At 63.7% G+C, this 21,162-nt stretch carries 20 protein-coding genes; 5 read left to right on the top strand and 15 right to left on the bottom strand.

The window, feature by feature from the left end; translation table 11 throughout:
* Positions 1–48: 48 nt before the first annotated feature.
* The 7 genes from WBQ44_RS16800 to WBQ44_RS16770 all read right to left on the bottom strand — a co-directional run bounded on the left by WBQ44_RS16800 (position 49) and on the right by WBQ44_RS16770 (position 7,643).
* A complete protein-coding gene (locus WBQ44_RS16800; protein WP_495567807.1) occupies positions 49–1,059 on the bottom strand; it encodes an MlaD family protein in 1,011 nt (336 codons plus the stop codon).
* Positions 1,056–2,075 carry an MlaD family protein gene (locus WBQ44_RS16795; protein WP_495567806.1) on the bottom strand — a complete coding sequence of 340 codons (1,020 nt, stop codon included), beginning with the start codon at positions 2,073–2,075 and terminating at the stop codon, positions 1,056–1,058. The genes WBQ44_RS16800 and WBQ44_RS16795 overlap by 4 nt, the downstream gene beginning before the upstream one ends.
* A complete protein-coding gene (locus WBQ44_RS16790; protein ID WP_495567805.1) occupies positions 2,072–3,115 on the bottom strand; it encodes an MlaD family protein in 1,044 nt (347 codons plus the stop codon). The genes WBQ44_RS16795 and WBQ44_RS16790 overlap by 4 nt, the downstream gene beginning before the upstream one ends.
* A 3-nt stretch (positions 3,116–3,118) precedes the next feature.
* Entirely contained in the window at positions 3,119–3,991 is an 873-nt protein-coding gene (locus WBQ44_RS16785; protein ID WP_495567804.1) for an ABC transporter permease, read from the bottom strand.
* A gap of 5 nt (positions 3,992–3,996) precedes the next feature.
* Complete coding sequence (locus WBQ44_RS16780) at positions 3,997–4,758, bottom strand: MlaE family ABC transporter permease (protein ID WP_495567808.1); 762 nt, start codon at positions 4,756–4,758, stop codon at positions 3,997–3,999.
* Between the two features lie 405 nt (positions 4,759–5,163).
* A complete protein-coding gene (gene lpdA, locus WBQ44_RS16775; protein WP_495567803.1) occupies positions 5,164–6,567 on the bottom strand; it encodes a dihydrolipoyl dehydrogenase in 1,404 nt (467 codons plus the stop codon).
* 80 nt (positions 6,568–6,647) lie between these two features.
* Entirely contained in the window at positions 6,648–7,643 is a 996-nt protein-coding gene (locus WBQ44_RS16770) for a dipeptidase (protein WP_495567802.1), read from the bottom strand.
* A 90-nt stretch (positions 7,644–7,733) separates the two neighbouring features.
* Here WBQ44_RS16770 and WBQ44_RS16765 point away from each other — a divergent pair, with 90 nt between their 5' ends.
* Entirely contained in the window at positions 7,734–9,848 is a 2,115-nt protein-coding gene (locus WBQ44_RS16765) for a prolyl oligopeptidase family serine peptidase (protein WP_495567801.1), read from the top strand.
* Here WBQ44_RS16765 and WBQ44_RS16760 read toward each other — a convergent pair.
* The 3 genes from WBQ44_RS16760 to WBQ44_RS16750 form a co-directional block, all read right to left on the bottom strand.
* Entirely contained in the window at positions 9,845–10,681 is an 837-nt protein-coding gene (locus tag WBQ44_RS16760; protein ID WP_495567800.1) for an alpha/beta hydrolase family protein, read from the bottom strand. The two genes, WBQ44_RS16765 and WBQ44_RS16760, sit on opposite strands and share 4 nt — an antisense overlap.
* A 944-nt stretch (positions 10,682–11,625) precedes the next feature.
* Positions 11,626–12,537: a polyphosphate kinase 2 gene (gene ppk2, locus WBQ44_RS16755; RefSeq protein WP_495567799.1), complete on the bottom strand. Its 912-nt coding sequence runs from the start codon at positions 12,535–12,537 to the stop codon at positions 11,626–11,628.
* 134 nt (positions 12,538–12,671) lie between these two features.
* The gene (locus WBQ44_RS16750) at positions 12,672–12,815 is read right to left on the bottom strand and encodes a hypothetical protein (RefSeq protein WP_495567798.1); all 144 of its coding nucleotides are present in this window, start codon (positions 12,813–12,815) and stop codon (positions 12,672–12,674) included.
* A 209-nt stretch (positions 12,816–13,024) separates the two neighbouring features.
* Here WBQ44_RS16750 and WBQ44_RS16745 point away from each other — a divergent pair, with 209 nt between their 5' ends.
* Entirely contained in the window at positions 13,025–13,225 is a 201-nt protein-coding gene (locus WBQ44_RS16745; RefSeq protein ID WP_495567797.1) for a PspC domain-containing protein, read from the top strand.
* 121 nt (positions 13,226–13,346) lie between these two features.
* Here the strand turns inward: WBQ44_RS16745 and WBQ44_RS16740 are convergent, their stop codons facing one another.
* Complete coding sequence (locus WBQ44_RS16740) at positions 13,347–14,741, bottom strand: glucose-6-phosphate dehydrogenase (RefSeq protein ID WP_495567796.1); 1,395 nt, start codon at positions 14,739–14,741, stop codon at positions 13,347–13,349.
* 50 nt (positions 14,742–14,791) lie between these two features.
* Between WBQ44_RS16740 and WBQ44_RS16735 the strand changes: the two genes are divergently transcribed.
* Positions 14,792–15,391: a hypothetical protein gene (locus tag WBQ44_RS16735; RefSeq protein ID WP_495567795.1), complete on the top strand. Its 600-nt coding sequence runs from the start codon at positions 14,792–14,794 to the stop codon at positions 15,389–15,391.
* A gap of 64 nt (positions 15,392–15,455) precedes the next feature.
* On the opposite strand, the gene WBQ44_RS16730 is transcribed toward WBQ44_RS16735, so the two are convergent.
* The gene (locus tag WBQ44_RS16730) at positions 15,456–16,028 is read right to left on the bottom strand and encodes an isochorismatase family protein (RefSeq protein ID WP_495567794.1); all 573 of its coding nucleotides are present in this window, start codon (positions 16,026–16,028) and stop codon (positions 15,456–15,458) included.
* Between WBQ44_RS16730 and WBQ44_RS16725 the strand changes: the two genes are divergently transcribed.
* Positions 16,027–16,866 carry an MOSC domain-containing protein gene (locus tag WBQ44_RS16725; protein WP_495567793.1) on the top strand — a complete coding sequence of 280 codons (840 nt, stop codon included), beginning with the start codon at positions 16,027–16,029 and terminating at the stop codon, positions 16,864–16,866. The genes WBQ44_RS16730 and WBQ44_RS16725 overlap by 2 nt on opposite strands.
* On the opposite strand, the gene WBQ44_RS16720 is transcribed toward WBQ44_RS16725, so the two are convergent.
* On the bottom strand, positions 16,863–17,741 hold the full coding sequence (locus WBQ44_RS16720) for an asparaginase (RefSeq protein ID WP_495567792.1): 879 nt from the start codon (positions 17,739–17,741) through the stop codon (positions 16,863–16,865). The two genes, WBQ44_RS16725 and WBQ44_RS16720, sit on opposite strands and share 4 nt — an antisense overlap.
* A gap of 252 nt (positions 17,742–17,993) precedes the next feature.
* Positions 17,994–18,941 (bottom strand): non-homologous end-joining DNA ligase, encoded by a 948-nt coding sequence (ligD, locus tag WBQ44_RS16715; RefSeq protein WP_495567791.1) that lies wholly within the window; start codon positions 18,939–18,941, stop codon positions 17,994–17,996.
* A gap of 252 nt (positions 18,942–19,193) precedes the next feature.
* On the opposite strand from ligD, the gene WBQ44_RS16710 reads away from it, so the two are divergent.
* Entirely contained in the window at positions 19,194–20,003 is an 810-nt protein-coding gene (locus WBQ44_RS16710; protein ID WP_495567790.1) for a DUF559 domain-containing protein, read from the top strand.
* Positions 20,004–20,115: 112 nt separating this feature from the next.
* On the opposite strand, the gene groEL is transcribed toward WBQ44_RS16710, so the two are convergent.
* Positions 20,116–21,162 (bottom strand): chaperonin GroEL (gene groEL, locus WBQ44_RS16705; RefSeq protein WP_495567789.1); only part of this gene is annotated, 1,047 nt, incomplete at its 5' end.

Below are 21,162 nucleotides of genomic sequence, written 5' to 3'. Positions count from 1 at the left end.
CGGCGACGATGGTGACCACCGACAGAACGGTGACGATGCTTTGCCTCATCAGCACGCCGTCCCTGGTGCCGGTATGCAGACCCCGAGATCGACAGCGGTCTCCGATTGATCGATCACAAGTCCGTCTCCCTCGGCGAGCATTGCGGAAAGTTGATCCGTACTGTCCTTCATGATGGTCACGGCACTGTCGAAGTCGCCTAGACGCGCGAAGAGCTTCTGGGTGATTTCCTCGAGCTGAATGACCGAAGGCTCCAATACCTCCTCGAACGCCATGACCGGCCGGTGGAACAACTGAAACAGCCGCTGCAGAAGGTTGAAGGCACTCACCACGTCTTCTCGCTTGTTACCGAAACCTTCGGTGAGCGTTCCGAGTTGGCGAACGAGCTCGGTGAGCATGACACGATCGTCGACCAACGAGCCCACGTACTCGTCGGAGACCGACAATCCACGTTCCAACTGGTCGGAGCGCTGCGCGATGACATCGGTCAGCGACGAGAGGTTGTCGACGATCGCACGCGTCGAATCCGGTGCCGCGGACAGCGCCTGATCCAACTCGGACACGGTCTGACGGAGCGTCGCACCGTCGATATCGCGCACGAGCGGAGTCGACGACTCGATCACGTCCGACAATTCGAACGGAACCTGCGTCCGCTCCGGTGGGATCGTCGCGGAACCGAGTTCGTCGTCACCCACCGGATCGAGCATTACGTAGTGACCACCGATCGGCGTCAAGAGCTTCACCGTCAACGTCGCTGCGTCGCCGACGAAAATTCCCCGCTTCACACCGAACTCGACGTCGACGCGGTCCCCTGCGAGTTCGACCGAATGCACCGATCCGACACCGATTCCCGATATACGGATCTCGTCACCCGGCTCTACCCCGCCCGCTGTTTTGAATTGCGCTGTGTAGGTGCGCTCTCCTAACGGCATGGTATACAGCGCTCCCGCCACGAGCAGAAACACGAGAAGCACCGCGAGTCCGACACTGCCCCAGAAGAAATGCGCTCTGTTTTCGGATTGCTCGTCACGTACACCTCTGCGCACGGCGCGCGGGCTCATCGACACACCACCAAATTCTGATTGCTCAGCACTATTCGACCGATACCTGGAATATCGTGTTGCCCTTGGCTGCACGAGTAGGTTTGCGCGCCTGGCGCAGGGATGCTCTGGTTGAGCCCAATCAACAAGCCGGGCGCGAGGGCCAATATTTCGGTGACCTGGCCAGTCTGGGGCAGCAGGCGTCGCAGCAGTCCGTCGATCGGCAAGTAACCCTGGTCGTACGCGTCACGAAGTTGCTCGGCCAGCCCGACGAGCGGAGCGAACCCGTAATTGGCTTGATCGAGCGCCCCGAGCACACCGTCCATCTCGGTACTGAGCCGAGACACCAACCCGGTCAAGTCACGGATCAGATCGGCCACCGCGGCAGACTTGCCGCCGATGGTCGACGAAATCTGACCCAGATTGTCGATCAGGAGCCCGATGATCGCCTCCCGCTGAACGGCGAACTCGGAGAGACGGTCGACATCCCGCAGTACCGGTGCCAACCCACTTCCGTCGCCCTGCACCATGCGGAGGATGTTCTCGGCGAACTGGTTGAGCTGCGCGGTGTCCAGGGTGTCGAAGATGGGCTCAAAGCCGTTGAACAGTTCGGAGATGTCGAACGACGGGATACTCTGCTCGCGTGCGATGGTCGCGCCCGCAGGAAGCGCCGAGCCCGGATCCGGCCTCTGTACGAGCTCGACGTACCGCTGGCCCAACAGATTCTGATACCGGACAGCGGCCTGCGTCGTGGAGAACACCGGCCGAGAATCCGCGATCTCGAATGACACCAGTGCGGTGGCTCCGCGTCGTTCGGCCCCGTCGAGATCCACGCCGGTGACCTTGCCGATTTGAACTCCCGACATGCGAATGTCGTCACCGACGTACAGCCCCGACACATCGTCGAACTCCGCTGCGTAGGACGCAGTCGGACCGGACACCGGTGTTCGCAGCGCCGTCACGATCACCACGGCACACACCGCCGTGATGGCGATGAACGCCAGGAGCTTGGCCAGCGGTCCAGCGACCTTGATCATCGGCCCTCGTCCTCGGCAAGATATGCGGCGACTGGCGCGGCCATGTTGGGCATCGTCTTGACGATGACGTCGAGCTGCAACACCGGGGCGCCGTCGACCACAGGAAAGGCGTCGGAGATTCCGTCGAGGACACCTGGAATCTTGTCGTAGCTCGGTGCGAGGGTTCCGAGAGACGCGGTGATCGGCACGAGCAGATCGAGCACGGTGGACAGCAGTGTCGTGAGATTCGGATTGTTCGTTTCGAGGAGCTGACCGATCGGGACGACCAGCTGATCGCTCAGACCGTTGATGGCATCGAGCGTGCGCGTCCGATCGACCGGCGCCTCGTAGTAGGCGCTCTTGTCGACGACACCGGTCACCAGATCCAGCAGAGGCGGAACGAGGTCGTCGAGGCCGGCTCCCATCTCCGCGCCACGGTGCAACTTCCACGCGAGTGGGTCGATCTGTCTTTCCGCCAACATCAATGAAGTGTCGAAGTACGGTTTGAGGTTCGCGCTCACGTCGACCGACGTATCGGCGAGCAGATCCAACAGATCCTGAACTTGATCCGAATCGAGCACCTCGGTCAGTTCAGCGACTCTGCGGAACACACCGGTGACGGTCGCCCCCGTCGTATCCGTGGCCACGGCGAGCGTCGAATCGTCGGGCAGCGGAATCCCGCCACCGTCGGTGACCAACTCGACTGCAGTGGAACCGAAAACGTTGGACGACGAGAACCGAGCCTGCACGGTGTCGGTGAGCTCACCAGCTTGATCCGGATCGAGCTTCAGCGCGATCTGCTGCCTGCCGAACTCGACGGTGTCGATCGCCGATACGGTACCGATCGACAGGCCGCGGAATTTGACGTCCGCTCCGGGCGTCAAACCGTCGCCGACCGAGGACACGTCGAGCGTCAGATCATATGTGGAGTCGAACTTTCCCCTCGCATACGCCGTCAAAGTCGCGGCGACGACGACCACGATCAACGTCACCACGATTCCCCTCGATCGCAGTGTGGCGCGTCCGGCCGATCGGCCGGACAGATCTTCGAAGACCGCCATGGTTTACCCCGAAATCTTTATGCCGGAGTCGAAACCCCACAGCACCAACGTCAACACCATGTCCAATACGACGACGGCGATGAGGCTCGCGCGGATTGCTCGACCGGACGCGCGACCCACCCCCTCGGGCCCACCCGTCGCGTAAAAACCCTGATAACCGTGGATGACGATGATGGTCACGACGAAAATGGCTGCTTTGAGCAGCGAATACAACACGTCGATGGGTTGGAGGAAAGCGCTGAAGTAGTGGTCGTAAGTCCCCGATGACTGCCCGCCCACAACGCTCACCACCACTGCGCACGACACGTAACCGAGAATCAACGTCAACAGGTAGAGCGGAACGATGGTCACCATTCCGGCGATGACGCGCGTCGTGACGACGAACGGTATCGGTCGGATGCCCTGCGCCTCGATCGCATCGATCTCCTCGGAGATGCGCATCGCACCGATCTCCGCCGTCATCCGACATCCCGCCTGCGCGGCGAAGCCGATCGCGGCGATCATCGGCGCGAGTTCCCGAGTGCTCGCGTACGCGGAGATGAACCCGGTCAGCGGCTCCATCCCGACCATGCCCAGCGTGTTGAAGCCTTCGATACCAATCGACGCCCCGACAGCGACACCGAGCACCACCAGAACGGAGACCGTACCGCCGCCGACGATGAGACGACCGTTGCCCCAGGTCATGTCACGCAGAATCAACATCATCTGCCGCTGGTAGGAACGGACGGTGTGCGGGATGGCCCCGACCACCTCGATACAGAACGTCAGTTGGTGCCCCAGCATCTCGAGCGCATCGCCGGGCATACGGCCCAGGCGACGCGCACCACGGGTGAGTCTCGCAGTACCCGGGAGCGTGTAGGTCGAAGGAGTTGCCATATTGGTCATCCCAACTTCTGCGGCATGAACATCGCCACCAGTTGAGTGACGACGACATTGACGGTGAAGGCCGATACGACACCCAACACGACAGCGGCGTTGACCGCGTTCGCGACACCGCGCGGACCATGTTCTGCGCCGAGCCCCCGGTGGCACGCGACGATGATGACAATGACCCCGAAGATCTCCGTCTTCACCAACGCGATCACGAGGTCACCGACGGATGCGAACGATGCGAACGAACTGATGTAACTACCCGGCGTGCCGGCCTGAAAGCCGATATTGATCGCGTAACCAGCGGCAAGACCCATGAAGATGATCAAGATGCACAGCAACGGAGCCATCAGAAGAATCGCGGCCAACCGCGGCGCAACAAGCCGACGAACCGGGTCGATACCCATTGTCCGCAACGCGTCGATTTCATCGCGAATGGTGCGTGCACCGAGATCCGCGGCGACGGCCGCTCCCGCTGCACCCCCCAGCAAGAGTGCAGCGACGATAGGCGCGCCCTGACGAATGACCCCCAGCCCGCCTGCCGCACCCGCGATGGACGTCGCACCGATCTGATTGGTCAAACTCCCCACCTGCACCGACACGATGACCCCGAACGGAATCGACACCAGCACCGCAGGAATCACCGTCACAGTCACGACGAACCACGCCTGCTCGACGGTGTCGCGCCACGGATGCCGAAGCTTGACAATGTCACCGAACAAATACGAGAACGCGCGTACACCGAGCTCGAGCGTCTGCCCGAAAGCACGCAGACCTCCGACTACCCCACCCGTCACACGCCTACGAACCGGAGTCCGCGCCGTTGTACTCGTCACAACTGCTCCCCCTCGACCGCACCCCTCGCGCAGCGATCGAAAAATTACCAGCTTTATGGGAATGAGATGTCAATTTTCGACTGCACCGCCCTTATGAATCCTCACAGAGTTGCTCGAACCCGCTGGGCCGGCACCCATACCACCACCCCGACCTGCAACGCCTATCCCACGAACGCTCGCCCGCGCCTGCGCCCCGCCCTGCTTCCCACCAACGCTCACCGGGTGGTCGAATGCGCACCACGTGGCTGGCCACTGAGTGCACACCTGGCCCGCGCCCGCCGCACAAACACCAACGGCGGCAACCACAGAAGTGATTGCCGCCGCGTGGGCAGAGCGGGTGGATCAGAAGTTGATCATATGTCCTGCGAGGCCGTGAATGGCTTCCTGCAGAGCCTCCGACAGCGTCGGGTGGGTGTGCACATTACGAGCGAGCTCGTGCACCGTCAGGTCCCACTTCTGCGCAAGGGTGAGCTCGGGCAGCAACTCGGAGACGTCCGGTCCGATGAGGTGTCCGCCGATGAGCTCGCCGTACTTGGTGTCGGCGATGAGCTTGACGAAACCGGTGGCGTCGCCCAGACCGTGCGCCTTGCCATTGGCTGCGAACGGGAACGTGGCAACCTTGATGTCGCGTCCCTCGTCCTTGGCCTGCTGCTCGGTGAGGCCGAAGCTGGCGACCTGCGGCTGACAGAACGTCGCGCGAGGCATCATGCGGTAGTCGTCGATCGGCAGGGTCTCGGCGCCACCGATGGTCTCGGCTGCGACGACGCCCTGGGCCTCGGCCACGTGAGCAAGCTGCAGCTTGCCGGTGACATCGCCGATGGCGAAGATGTGCGGGACGTTGGTGCGCATGACGTTGTCGATGTCGATGGCACCTCGGTCGGTGAGTTCGACGCCGGTCTTGTCGAGACCGAAGCCCTCGACGCGCGGCTGGAAACCGACGGACTGCATGACCTTGTCGACGGTCAGCGTCTCGGTCTCACCCGACTTGTTGTTCTTGATCGCGACGGTGACCTTCGAGCCGTCGTCGTCGATGCTCTGTACCGCAGCGCCGGTCATGATCTTGACGCCGAGCTTCTTGTACTGCTTCTCGATTTCCTTCGAGACGTCTGCGTCCTCGTTGGGGAGCGCGCGGTCGAGGAACTCGACGATGGTGACGTCGACACCGTAATTCTTGAGAACGTAGCCGAACTCCATGCCGATGGCGCCTGCGCCGACGATGACGATGGATCCGGGCAGCTCCCGGGTCATGATCTGCTCTTCGTAGGTGACCACGTTCTTGCTCAGCTCGGTGCCGGGCAGAAGCTTGGTGACGCTACCGGTGGAGATGATCGCGTTGTCGAACGTGACGGTCTCGGTGCCGCCCTTGCTCAACTCCACCTCGATGGTGTTGGCGTCGGTGAACGTGCCCACACCGTCGTACTCGGGGATCTTGTTCTTCTTCATCAGGAAGTGGATGCCCTTGACGCGCCCATCGGCAACCTTGCGGCTGCGATCGAATGCAGCGCCGAAGTCGAAGGTCGCTTCGCCCGATATACCGAACAGCTTGGCCTCCTTGGTGAAGAGGTGCGCCAGCTCGGCGTTACGGAGAAGGGCCTTGGACGGGATGCAGCCCACGTTGAGGCACACACCGCCCCAGTACTTCTTCTCGATGATGGCAGTGCTCAACCCGAGTTGTGCCGCGCGGATAGCAGCGACGTACCCACCGGGACCGGCTCCGAGGACAACGACGTCATAGTGTGAGGTCACGATTACTCAGGGTAGTCCCGTGCTCCGACGCTGTCCCCCACTGGTCTTCGTTACCGGCGAGTAGCCACCCTCGGCCGTCGTCAACGAGGCGTCGCCAGGGCTGAGATCCGTCGGAAGTTACCGCCGCAGACCGCAGCGATTGCGCCGTCCGTAAATCCCCGTTCACGCAGAACCGACGGCAGTGTGACGATGTCCTCCGGCGGCACCCACTGCAGCTGCCCCCAGCGGGTGTACTGCTCGGAAAACGCCTCCGGGTGGGCCACCAGTTCGGCATTGAAGTCCTCGTGGTCGAACGAATAGTCCGAGCCGATCCCGATGTGGTCGATTCCGAGGAGGTTCACCCCGTACTCGATGTGGTCCGCCATCGCGCGTACGCGAGCTTCCGCGTCGGCCGGCCCGTTGACGCCCAGGAAGATGCCGACACCGTTGATTCCGACAACCCCTCCCGTCGACGCACACGCACGCGCCTGTTCGTCGGTGATGTTGCGGGGATGCTGCCACAGCGCTGCGAAATTCGAGTGACTGTAGATCATCGGCGCCAGCGTCGCGGACGCCATGCCGAGGCCGGTGCGGATGGAGCAGTGCGAGCCGTCGACGAGCATGCCGACCCTGTTCATCTCGGCGACGAGGTCATGGCCGTAGCCCGTCAGCCCGGTGTCCTCGACGTCCAGGCATCCGCACCCGGCGGCATTGGAGAAGTTGTACGACGCCAGCATCGACCGCACGCCGAGCGCGTAGAAGTAGGCAACATTGTCGAGGTCGCCCTCGAGCGGCCCGGAGTCCTCGAGATCGAACGCCAGAACGATGGCACTCGCGTCGATGGCACCCGCGTCGGCGTCGTGCAGATCGTCGTCGTGCAGATCGTCGCCGTGCAGATCGTCGTCGACCATGCGAAAGCGCCCGTCGGCGAGCGCTTTTCGACGAAAGTCGGCGGCGAGCGCGGTGGCGTCGGCTCTCGAGTGCGGCGAGTACCCGACGTTGACCGACACGTAGCTGCCCAGTGGGTAGCGGGCCAGCTCGGCGATGTCGGCCGTCGGTAGCAGAGGCAGACAACTGTGCTGATCCCACAACGTCACTTTCGCCCCTCCCCTACTCGCCCTATCGGGACAGTACGCGCGGAGGACAGTACGCGCGGAGGACAGTACGCGCGAGGGTACAAATAGTGCATGAGCATCACCGGCGATCCCTATCTGTGGCTCGAAGAAGTCACCGACGACAAGGCCCTCGATTGGGTGCGGACACGCAATGCAGCCACGACGGCTGCCCTCGCCGGAGAAGAGTTCGACGATACCGAAGCCCGTATCCGCGAAGTCCTCGACACCGACGCCCGGATCCCGTACGCCCGCAGGCGTGGCGAGTACCTCTACAACTTCTGGCGCGACGCCTCCCACATCCGCGGGCTATGGCGTCGCACCACGATGGACGAATACCGCAAGAGCGCACCGGAGTGGGACGTGCTTCTCGACCTCGACGCCGTTGCCACCGCCGAGGGAGAGAACTGGGTGTGGAGCGGCGCGCAAGTGCTCCGCCCGGACCAGGAGACCGCCCTGGTGACGTTGTCCCGTGGAGGCGCCGACGCTACCGTCGTCCGTGAGTTCGACCTCGGCACGCGCCGGTTCCGAGACGCCGTCGACGGCGGATTCTTCGTGCCGGAGGCCAAGACGGACATCGGGTGGATCGACGCCGCCACCGTCTACATCGGCACCGACTTCGGCGCCGGATCGCTCACCGAGTCCGGCTACCCCCGCATCGCCAAGCGCTGGACCAGAGGCACCGAACTCGCCGACGCGACCGTCGTCTTCGAGGGCAAACCGAGCGACATCTCCATTTCCGCCTGGCACGACCGAACCCCCGGATACGAACGGGACTTCGCGCAGCGGGCCACCGACTTCTACAACGCCGAGCTGTACCTCGTCGACGGCGAAAACCTCGTGCTTGTCGAGACGCCCACCGACGCGACGACGTCCGTCCACGAACGATGGCTGCTCGTCCGCACGATGACCGACTGGACCATCGGCGATGTGACCTACCCGGCCGGAGCCCTCCTCGCCACCGACTTCGACGGCTTCATCGCCGGCGAGCGCGAAATGACCGTGCTGTTCGAGCCCGACGCGCACCGCTCGCTGCACCAATTCACCTGGACCGAGAACCACCTGCTCGTGGTCACCCTCGTGGACGTCAGAACCGAACTGCGAGTGCTGACTCCCGGCCTCGACCAATGGGCCGACGCACCCATGGAGGGGCTACCCGAACTCACCTCCATCGAGATCGTCGGCACCGACGCAGAGGAGAACGGCGACGAATTCTTCCTCTCCTCCAGCGGCTACCTGACGCCCGCCACGCTGCTCTACGGCACCGTCGGCAGCAACACGGTGGAGGCACTCAAACAGGCACCGGCGTTCTTCGACACCGAAGGTCTGCACGTCACGCAGCACTTCGCGACCTCACTCGACGGCACAGCCATTCCCTACTTCGTCATCGGCAAGGACCCCGCAGACTCCACAGGTTCCGCGCCCGATCCGACGGGGCATTCCGCAGGCTCCACGCCCGGTCCGACGGGGCATTCCGCAGGCTCCACGCCCGGTCCCACGTTGCTCTACGGATACGGCGGCTTCGAAATCTCCATGACGCCGTCGTACAGCGGCGCCACCGGGCTGGCCTGGCTCGAGCGAGGCGGCACCTACGTCGTCGCCAATATTCGCGGCGGCGGTGAGTACGGCCCCGAGTGGCACACCCAGGTATTGCGGGCGGGACGGCACAAGGTGCACGAGGACTTCGCAGCCGTGGCACGCGATCTCGTCGACCGCGGAATCACCACGCCCGCTCAGCTCGGCGCGCAGGGCGGCAGCAACGGCGGGCTGCTGATGGGCATCATGGAAACGAAGTACCCCGAGCTGTTCGGCGCGCTCGTCTGCCAGGTCCCGCTACTCGACATGAAGCGGTATCACCTGTTGCTGGCCGGTGCGTCGTGGGTCGCCGAGTACGGAAACCCCGACGACCCCGACGAGTGGGAATTCATCTCCGAGTACTCGCCGTACCAAAACATCGTCGGCCCCGATGAGCGCACATACCCGCCGATTCTGATCGCCACGTCCACCCGCGACGATCGCGTGCACCCCGGCCACGCCCGAAAGATGGCCGCGCGGCTCGAGGAGGTCGGGCAGAACGTCAGCTACTACGAGAACATCGAAGGCGGCCACGGAGGCGCCGCCGACAACGCCCAGCTGGCATTCAAGACAGCGCTGGCGTTCCAGTTCCTCTGGCGGGCGCTCGGAAACTAACGCGCGAACCAGGCTTCGATCTCGTCGGCGACGAACGACGGTCGACGAATCCAGTCGTTGTGACCTCGGGGCTCGTCGAGACGACGGGCGGTGATGTCGGCGCGCGGGAACTTGGCCAAGAGATTGCGCATCGACTCCTCGGGAGCCAGATCGTCGCCTTCGAGGGTGATCGCGAGCACGGGCAGCGTGAGGCGGGCGATGCGCTCCTCGTAGTCGATGTCTGCACCGGACGGCTCGATCCTGCCTGTACGGGCAAAACGCGACCAATCGTCGATGAGCACCTTCGACTGCCGACCGAAACCGCCGATGTCGATCCGATCCCCCGGCCAAAACCCGGCGATGCTGCTGGTCAGGGACATTGCCGCGGCACCGACGTACAGCGACGCACCCCGCGCCCGGCCGAACCCGCGATGAAAGGGCGACCCCGAGGCGACGAGAATCAACCCGCCGAGCCGGCCCCGAATGCGTGATGCGTACAGCGACGCCAGCTGACCGCCCATGCTGTGCCCCAGCGCATACGGCGTCGCATCGGGGAAACGCTCTCGAACGACCTCGAAGATCGCCGGAAAATCCACGGCGGCGAGTTCGTGATAGCCGTACGTGCTCGCGCTGCCCGGCTTGGGGCGACTGTCACCCTGACCACGCAGATCGGCAGTGGCGACGTGAAAACCTCGCGCGTTCAACTCGTGCGCGAAGAGCCCGTAGTAGCCCGCGGGAATCCCCAAGCCCGGCAACACCACGATGACCGGGTTGTCCGACCGCGGTTCCTCGGACTCGAACAAGCTCACCGGAACGGTAGAGGCATCGGGCATCTGAATCGGAACGGTTTCCACGGGGCAAGACTAGGTAGGTGCGCAGAAACGCAAACAGCCGGGATGCAGTGCATCCCGGCTGTCGGAGGAGCTTGCTACTACGGCGCGATAACGGGAGGCGTTTCGGAGTCCGAGCTTCCAGCGCTACCGGTACCGAAGAGCTGAAGAAGAATGGCGAGAAATTCCATGAACACTCCTAGGCGAGGGGGGTTACCGCTGCTGCGGTTATGTAATTGATATCAGCCCCGGCAAGGGCGCAACGGAACAACGCCGAAGATATCTCGAGTTTATTTCGCCCGCCGAAACCAGCCTTCGGCCGCTTTTTACCTCGGCAGCAAAAAGCCGACCGCATCCGATGAGTTCGGAGGCGGCCGGCCTTCGTAGTTTCGAGAATCAGGCGGGGATGGACATTTCTCCACCGTCGGCACTGCCCGTGAACAGCTGAGCGAGCAGGGAAAGCAGGTTGAGGTCGAGCTCGCTGGACGTGAACATGTGAAGAACTCCTCTGATCGCGGTCATGTACGGCAGCGTTTGAAAGTCGGCCGCTGCCAGTCCTATTGATATCAAAGGGATTCCGTCCCCGCCACCGCTGGAGCCATAAAAGTCAGAAGGCACTTATATAGAAACTAAACCGGAACATTGCTTCCCGTGATACGGGCGGGCCACCGCGGCCCCCGACGCCGCGAGTGACCCTGAGCGAAATTACTCCGCGCTGCCCGAGGTCAGAATGCCGGTAATCTGCTCGACGATCGCGTCGACGACGCCGTCGTACACGCCGCTGAAGATGTCGCTGATGAACGTTGCTGCAGAACCCATGAGAGTCTCCTCGCTTGTAGAAAGAGCCGATCGATCACGACCCAGTTACGTTCTTACCGCATCACACCGGTCATCAAACAACGCCATGGTCGAAAGCTGGTAACGACCGGTTTTGTATAACGGTACGATCACCCAGGAGCAGGCTCGGATCACTCGCCGATCACGTCGCGAGCGCGCCCCACGAGCAACGGGTCGGTTTCGCCCACCACTTCGGGGTCCTTGTTCGCATAATCGAACTTGTTCAAGATGAAGCGCATTGCATTGATCCGGGCGCGCTTCTTGTCGTTGCTCTTGACGATCGTCCACGGCGCAATATCGGTGTCCGTGGCCCGGAAGCTCTCTTCTTTCGCCGCGGTGTACGCGTCCCATTTGTCGAGCGAAGCGAGGTCCATGGGGGACAGCTTCCATTGACGCACCGGATCGACCTGCCGAATGGCGAAGCGTGTCCGCTGCTCGAGCTGCGACACCGAGAACCAGAACTTGGTGAGGCTGATTCCGTCGTCGACGAGCATCTGCTCGAAGAGCGGCGCCTGCCGCACGAATCGCGCATGCTGGTCCTCGGTGCAGAAGCCCATGACTCGTTCGACGCCCGCGCGGTTGTACCAGGACCGATCGAACATGACGATCTCCCCGGCCGCGGGCAGGTGCTGGATGTAGCGCTGGAAGTACCATTCGGTGGATTCGCGAGCCGACGGCTTCTCGAGTGCGACAACGCGTGCGCCGCGGGGGTTCATGTGCTCGGCGAACCGCTTGATCGTGCCGCCCTTGCCCGCCGCATCACGTCCTTCGAAAACGATGACGTGTCGTCGCCCCGTTTCCTTGGTCCACATCTGCAGCTTGAGGAGCTCGATCTGCAGCAACCGCTTCTGGGCGTCGTACTCCTCGCGGGTCATCCGCTCGTCGTACGGGTAGTCCTCGCGCCAGGTGTCCACGACGCGGCTGTCGGACGCCGTGAGCAGGACGGGATCGTCGTCGTCGCTGTCGTCGACGACGAATCCGGACGTGTCCGCCAGGTCGACCATGGTGGAGAGATCGCCCAACGAACTGAATGTGTTGCTCATGGTTCGAAAACTATCTGCGATGGGGAACGAATCGGTAACGGCGGAGTGAACGCGCAACGTTCGCCGAACGCCGAAAGCCCCGCGCCGTGGCCTGTTGCGGGCGGTGCGGGGCCTCGGGCGAAAGTCCGCGGGACCTAGCTGGAGCCGAAGCTACCGGTGCTGTCACCGAGGATCGAATCGAGGAGAGAATCGAGCAGCAGGTCGCCGATTCCGTTCTCGCCACTGATGATGTCGCCGGTGATGAGGTCGCCGATAACGCCGAAGAGATCTCCGAGCATGGGTGCATTCCTTCCGAAGGTGGTACGAGGTAGGTCGAACAGTCAAGACCGTAGCGGTCGCTCTGCCTCCAGGTCCATAATCGGTCGGTAAAAGTCGTCGAGCTCGCCAACCGCCCGAATTGCGTGGTTCGGTCGGTTCTGTATCTCAGGGTGAAGATCGGGGGTTTTCCCGATGTGCAACGTGCCTGCGGCCGAACAGAATTGTGTCCATGACATACACCGACACCCCCAAAGAATTCGTTCGCTCCGACTCCAAGAAGATGGTCGCAGGCGTCTGCGGCGGCATCGCCGAATACTTCGCCATCGACGTCAACCTCGTGCGCGTCCTCACCGTCATCGGCGCCTTCGCCACCGGCGGCACCGTCGCTCTGGTCTACCTCGCGGCCTGGATGTTGATGCCGCAGCGGTAAGGCGGCTCCGCCGCCCGTGTGCATCAGGCGGCTCCGCCACCGGTGTGCATCAGGCGGCTCCGCCACCGGTGTGCATCAAGTGTTGTTCCAACCACGTTTTTGGCACACGGGCGCGAAGCGCCTAGCGCACAAGCCAGCCACAGGGGGCGGCGAGGTCGTCGGCTTCCTGCGGGCCCATGGACTTCGGCGCGTAGGGCTTGACCGCGGGCGGGTTGTTGAGCAAGGGTGCTGCAACTTCCCACACGTGCTTCAACCCGTCGGGCCGGGTGAACAACGATCGGTCCCCGCCGAGCACGTCGAGGATCAGTCGGGAGTACGGCGACAGCGGCTCTGCGTCCGGCACCGACGGTAGGGGCAACGACAGGTGCCCCACCGACAGGTCGAAGTCCGCGCCCGGTTCTTTCACCGTCATCGCCATGTCGATCGACCCGTTGCCGGACAGGTCGAACGACAGCACGGCGCCGTCGTCCGGCAGAGAAGTGAGCGGACTGTCGGCGGGCTTCTTGAACACCAGTGACACGCGCTGCGCCCCTGTGCCGAGCATCTTGCCGGTGCGCAGCAGGAACGGCACTCCGCGCCAACGGTCGGTGTCGACCCAGAGCTTCGCGGCGACGAACGTGTCGACCGTCGAATCGTCTGCGACACCGTCGACGTCGCGGTACCCGTCGTACTGGCCGAGCACCACCTCGGAGGTATCGATGGGGCGGAAGCACCCGATGACCGATTCGCGCGCGGACTGCAGATCGTCGGCCTCGAGCGAGGCGGGCGGCTCCATCGCGATTTCGGCGGCAACCTGGAACAGGTGCGTGACGAGCATGTCTAGCACAGCGCCCGTGCTGTCGTAGAACTCCGCTCGATCGTCGATGTCCAGCGTTTCCGGCACATCGATCTGCACCTGCTCGACGTGTTCGGCGTTCCAGATGCCGCTGATCATGCCGTTGGCGAAGCGCAGTACGTGCAGGTTCTGGGTGGCTTCCTTACCGAGGAAGTGGTCGATCCGAAACACCTGATGCTCGTCGAGCACCTCGTGGACAACCCTGTCCAACTGCTCGAACGCCTTCTGCGAAGTACCGAACGGCTTCTCGTACACCACCCGCGAACCCTCCGCGAGACCGTGCTCGCCGAGCGCCTTCGTGTAGTCCTCGAACGCGCTCGGCGGCAGCGCGATGTAGTGCACCAGCTGCGCGTCGCCGAGCTCGTCGCGGCCGGCTTCGACCACGTCGAGCAACTCACCCGGGTCGTCTGCGGTGAACCCGTTCCCTGCGAATCGAATCCTCTTCGAGAACTCGTCCCAACCATCCATGCCGATGTCGGACGCGAACTCCTCGAGCGCATCCTTGACGTGCTCACGGAACTCATCGTTGGGGGTCGCGTGCCGCCCGTTGCCGATGAGCAACCACTTCTCGGGCAGCAGTCCCTCCACGTGCAATTGGTAGAACGACGGAAGGACCATCCGCTTGGCGAGGTCACCGGTCGCGCCGAACAGGACGAAGATCGTGGGTTGCAAAGACGCCATGTAACCCATCATGCACCGACTGTGTGCGTCCCGTGGCTACAGTCGGTGTGATGGGAAGATCACGGTTTCACGGCGAGATCTACGGGATCGGCACGACGTCGGGTGTCCGCGTGGTGATCGGGCATTGGACCGACTCGCCCCTCGGCGAATTCACCGACGTCATGATCCAGTTCGCGAGTGGCCACCGCCTACTGCTGGCGCCGACGGAACACGTCCGCGAATTCGTCACCGCCACATACACTTTCGACGAGACCTACCTGACTCCCGTCGACTTCACCCGGCACGGCGACAGTGTCGAACTCAGTGCCGACGACCTACGGGTATCGCTCACCATCGGCGGCCCAACCCTGCTCGGAAGGCTGCTCGCAGTGATGCCCTCGGCCATCTCGACGGCGCCGTGGTTCTGCCGAATCTCCGACCCCATCGCCCGAGTCGTCCTGCGTGGAGTCCGCACGCGCGGCAGCGCAGGCAACGACCGCCGCGAGTACTACGGCGCCCGCCACCAGCACCGAATCTTCGGCGCCGAAGCATCGTGGCGCGGAGAAGACCTGGGCACCCTCACCCCGGTCACTCCCCCGGTGACCTTCGGCTTCGGCAGCACCCCCGCCGCACCCTCCGTCACCTCCATCACCACCACGATCGATACCTGAGTCATTCCGCAGGCTCCACTCCTGCACCACCTGAGTCATTCCGCAGGCTCCACTCCTGCACCACCTAAGCGAGCCTCGCGCCCGCCCCCGTCAACTCCTTCAACGACTCCTTCGACGAGTCCGCGGCGACGCCGGCCACCAGGTCGGTGAGAATCCGAACGTTCAGACCCAGGGCAATGGCGTCGAGACCGGAGGCTTTGACGCAGTAGTCCGTGGCAAGGCCGACGATGTCGAGGTCGGTCACCTCGTTGCGGCGCAGCACCTCGGGCAACGACAATCCCTCGTCGGTAATGCCCTGGAACGCCGAGTACGACGGTTTGCCCTGGCCCTTGTAGACGTGGACGTCCACTGACCCGGTGGCGTAATCGGGGTGGTATTCCGCGCCCATCGTGCCGGCGACGCAGTGAACCGGCCAGGTAGTGGTGAAGTTCGGGGCCTCGGCGGTGGCGAAATGTCCGCCGTTGTCATTGTCGGCGTCATGCCAGTCTCGGGAGGAGACGACGAGGTCGTACTCGTCGCCCTCACGCGCCAGGAGTGCGCTGATCTTTCGCGCGACCTCGCCGCCGCCTTCGATGCCGAGGGCGCCACCCTCGGTGAAGTCGTTCTGTACGTCGACTACAAGAAGTGCTCGTGTCATGAGTACCAGTATCCTCGCTCGGGTGAGCGCTGCCGTGTCGGAACTGATCTGCTATCCGGTCAAGGGATGCGCGGGGCACTCGTTGCCGTCGGCTCGGCTGACGGCCCGCGGCCTCGAGCACGACCGACAGTTGATGATCACTGACGCCGGCGGCACCTTTCGTAGTCAACGAAGCGATCCGGTACTGGCGCTGATCAACCCGTCGATCACCGACAACGCGCTGACGCTCGAGCACCGAGAATTCGGCGCCGTCACCACACGCATCGATCTCGAATCGCCGACGCGAGAGGTCACCATGTTTCGTCAGCCCCTCATGGGCATCGACCAGGGCGACGAGATAGCGCGGTGGCTGACCGCCGTCGTGGGCGAATCCTCTCGTCTGGTTGCGGTGCCCCCGACCTTCGACCGCGTCACCGACGGCGCTGTGCCGGGAACAGCCGGGTTCGCCGACAGCGCGGCAGTGCACATCCTGTCGGACGCGACGCTGACCGGGCTCAATTCGCGCGTGCCCGAGCCTCTTCCGATGAACAGGTTCCGGCCGAACATCGTCGTCACCGGGTGGGACGAGCCACACAGCGAAGACCTCGTGCGTGACGCATCCATCGGCGGCACAGTGTTGGCATACACGAAGCTGGCGATCAGATGCGCGGTCACCACCGTCGACCAGAGCCGCGGCGAACGAGCGGGGCCCGAACCGTTGAAGACCCTGAAGACCTATCGCACCGCGGCGCAGAAGGGGGTGGCGTTCGGATCCAAGTTCACGGTGATCCAGGAGGGCACGCTGAGCGTGGGCGACGAAGTGATCGTATCGAGCTGGGGTGAATCCGAGCTCGACTAAGCGCAGTGCCTCGCACTCTGGGCGATCTGCGCCGCAAGGAGAATCCGAGCCTGACCGGCCCGCAGCTGCGGAGAAAACTCGGCACCGGCGTCGACGAGATCCGCTCCGCCTCCCCCGCCGCCGTAGGTGGGTGCGATCGACCCGAGGGGCACCCGCGTGGTCACCACCACCCGAATGTTCTGCGCCACACACTTTTCGACGGCGCGCACCACTGCGGCATTGGTGTTACCAGAGCCCAACGCCTGCAACACGATTCCTTGGGCGCCCGCCGCTCGGTACGCGTCTATCGCGACGGCATCGACCCCCGGATAGAGCGAGACGATGTCGACCCGCACTCCCCCGATCGCCACGCGTGGCAGCACGATGCGGGGTTCGGCCGAACTGACGAACGCATCCAACTCCGAAGTGTGCAGCTTCGACAGACCTCGCGCGGGAAGCACCTTTCCACCGAACGCCACCAGCACCCCGCGATTGCGGTGGGTCGGATCGAGCGCCGCGCCGACCGCTGCGGCGACGTTGACGGGCCCATCCGGATCCGAGTGATCGGCAGTGCGCTGCGCCCCGGTGAACACGACGGGACGCGGATCGTCGTGAAACAGATCCACAAGCAGCGCGGACTCTTCCATCGTGTCGGTGCCGTGCAGGACGACCACTCCGCGGCAGTCGAGGTCTCGAAGCGCTAGAGACACCGCGTCGACCATCCGGTCCATGTCCGCGAAATTCACGCTCGAACTGTCCTTGACCATCAGCTCACGCACGGTGACGTCGGCCCCGACATCGAAGGGCAGTGCGCCCGCGCCCGGCCTGCTGATGCCGTGCTCGTCGCGACTACTGGCGATGGTGCCGCCGGTGGTCACAAGCGTGATGGAACTCAAACCGTCATACCTCTCGTTCGGCGGCGACGGCCCGAATGCGGTTGCGGCACAGGTACCATCCAATGACCAACAGCGGCGCGATGATCTTCGATCGATCCTACTGTCCACGTTCCGACCGGCTTGTCGAAGGCCATGAGTACCGGCACCGTCGACAAAATCGAACATCGAGCACCACCGCATCGTGGACGGCATCCGCGCGGGAGACTACGCCTGCGGAACTGACGCCCCCTTCGCCGAGATCCGGCCCCACGTTCACTCTTCGGGTTCGCGGAGCCCCTCGCGCTCGTCACGCTCGGCCCATTCGAGCAACGTGTCCAACGAGAACACCGCGTCGTCGATGCCTGCGTGCAGGTCACCGAGCTGGGCGAATCGCTTCGGCACCGTGAAGATCGTGAACTCACGCGGATCGACGTCCGCGACCTCGTCCCAGGAGATCGGCGTCGACACCGTCGCCTGCTGGTTTCCGCGCACCGAGTAGGCGCTGGCAATCGTGTGGTCGCGAGCATTCTGGTTGTAGTCGACGAACAGCTTGGCCGGGTCGCGATCCTTGCGCCACCACGTCGTCGTCACGTCATCCGGGGCTCGACGCTCGACCTCGCGTGCGAACGCCAGCGCGGCACGTCGTACATCCTTGAAGCCCCAGTCCGGTCGAATCCGCACGTAGACGTGAAGACCATGTCCTCCAGAGGTTTTCGGCCAACCCACCGCACCCAATTCGCCGAGCACCTCGTGCACGACGCCCGCGACGCGGCGCACTCGATCGAACGGACAGTCGGGCATCGGGTCCAGGTCGATGCGCCACTCGTCGGGCATCTCGACATCCGCGCGTCGAGAGTTCCAGGGGTGGAACTCGACCGTCGACATCTGCACGGCCCACGCGACGTGCGCCAGCTCGGTGACGCAGAGTTCGTCGGCGGTGCGGTTGTAGCGCGGAAACTTCACGCGGACGGTTTCGAGCCACGGAGGTGCACCGTTGGGCACACGTTTCTGGTGCACCTTGTCGCCGGACAATCCGGTCGGAAAACGGTGCATCATGCACGGCCGCTCGCGCAGGGCGCGCACGATTCCGTCGCCTACACCGAGGTAGTAGTTCACCAGGTCGAGCTTGGTCGCCCCGCTCTCGGGGAAGTACACGCGATCGGGGTTCGAGATCCGGACCGTCCGCTCGCCCACTTCGAGTTCGATTGCTGGAGATGCCATACCAACGAGCGTAGGTGTCCCTGAGGCCGAACGCCCTTCGGAACGGGTTGATGGGGCAATTCGTCGTCGACGAACCGGGTCAGGAGCCGACGCCTCAGCCCTCGCGCCACAGCCACGGTTGATTGCTCGATACCTCGCTTGCCGAGGCGCATTCGGCCCGATACACCCAACTATCGCGCAACCATGAAATCTATCCACAGCCTGTGGATAGATTTCGAGGCTTGCGAGCAAAGTACGCGACAGTTGACGGCCATGGGGGTACATACACGAGCGCACCTCGTCGGGCGCGGCATCAGACCGTCCGCGCTGACCAGGCTTCTACCGTCGACCTACTGCGACGGCGAACCCACCTATCTCGATCGCTGCCACGCCGTCCACCTCTGGAAACCCCGAGCGGTGTTCAGTCACTCGACAGCAGCATGGATGTGGGGGCTGATCCCCCAACCCGTTCTGGTCACAGCCACCGTCGCCCCCAATGCACAAACCCGTGCACCCGAATGGGTTCAACTGCACCGGCGCCTCGTCACCCCCTCTCGGAGGGAAGGCCTACCCGTCGTCACCATCGAACAGGCCCTGTTCGATACAGCTGTCGACTTGGCCGAACCCGAACTCGAAGCACTGTTCGACGCGGCGATAGGTACGCAGGTCAATTGGAAACGCCTCGCTCGACTGGTCGACGCATCACCAGGGCGGCACGGAATTCGAGCCGTGCGGAAGCAACTGCGCACCTGCTGCCCACGGACACTGTCGGAGCCCGAACGCATGGTCGCCCGCGCACTCGTGGCCCGCGGTTTCAAGCTCGACATCAATGCGCGCATCGGTCCGTACTTCGGGGATCTCGTCTGCCGACAAGGCCGCGTGCTCATCGAAATCGACGGCCGAGAGTTCCACATCGCGCCGCAGGTGTTCACCAACGACCGGATACGGCAGAACTGGCTGATCGACGACGATTGGCGTGTGCTCCGCTTCTCTGCGGCCATGGTCAACACTCGTCTCGACGAGGTGGTGGACGAGATCATCGCGGTGGTCCGGAAGCGTCGACGGAGCAGGCGTGCGCGATAGATGACTTCGCAGGGTCGTTTCGGCCCTGCGAGCCCAACTATCGGGCAATCGTGACGCACGAAAAAGCCCGGCCCCACCGAAGTGGAGCCGGGCTGATTCGAGTGAGCCGGACTTAGAAGTCCATGCCGCCCATGCCACCGGTCGGATCGCCTGCGGGCGCTCCGGCCTTCTCGGGCTTGTCGGCGACAACAGCCTCGGTCGTGAGGAACAGAGCCGCGATGGACGCTGCGTTCTGCAGTGCCGAGCGGGTGACCTTGACCGGGTCGTTGATGCCTGCAGCGAGCAGGTCCTCGTACTCGTTGGTCGCGGCGTTGAGGCCGTGACCTGCGGGCAGGTTGGAGACCTTGTCCGCAACAACGCCGGGCTCGAGGCCTGCGTTGAATGCGATCTGCTTGAGCGGAGCGGACAGTGCGACGCGAACGATGTTCACGCCGGTTGCCTCGTCACCGTCGAGCTTGAGGTTGTCGAGTGCGGGCGCAGCCTGCAGCAGCGCGACGCCACCACCGGCAACGATGCCCTCTTCGACGGCAGCCTTGGCGTTACGCACTGCATCTTCGATGCGGTGCTTGCGCTCCTTGAGCTCGACCTCGGTTGCTGCTCCGGCCTTGATGACTGCAACACCACCGGCCAGCTTGGCCAGGCGCTCCTGCAGCTTCTCGCGGTCGAAGTCGGACGTCGTGGTCTCGATCTGGGAGCGGATCTGGCCGATACGGCCCTCGATCGCGCTGGAATCGCCGGCACCCTCGATGAAGGTGGTGTCATCCTTGGAGGAGACCACGCGGCGAGCGCGGCCGAGATCCTCGAGGGTGGCGCTGTCCAGGCGGCGGCCAACCTCTTCCGAGATGACCTGGCCACCGGTCAGGGCGGCGATGTCGCGCAGCATTTCCTTCCGGCGGTCGCCAAAGCCAGGGGCCTTGGCGGCAAGCACGTTCAGGGTGCCACGCAGCTTGTTCACCACCAGGGTCGCGAGCGCTTCGCCCTCGATGTCCTCGGCGATGATCAGGAGCGGCTTGCTCGACTGCATGACCTTCTCGAGCACGGGGAGGAGGTCTCGGACGGCGGTGATCTTCGTGCCGACGAGGAGGATGTAGGCGTCGTCGAGGACGACCTCCATCCGATCGGTGTCGGTGACGAAGTACGGCGAGATGTAGCCCTTGTC

It is taken from the genome of Rhodococcus sp. (in: high G+C Gram-positive bacteria) (genome assembly GCF_049591685.1).
In the GTDB taxonomy this organism is placed as follows: domain Bacteria; phylum Actinomycetota; class Actinomycetes; order Mycobacteriales; family Mycobacteriaceae; genus Rhodococcoides.
The sequence above is the reverse complement of the archived record's forward strand: the minus strand, read 5'-3'. Positions and strand labels throughout refer to the sequence as shown.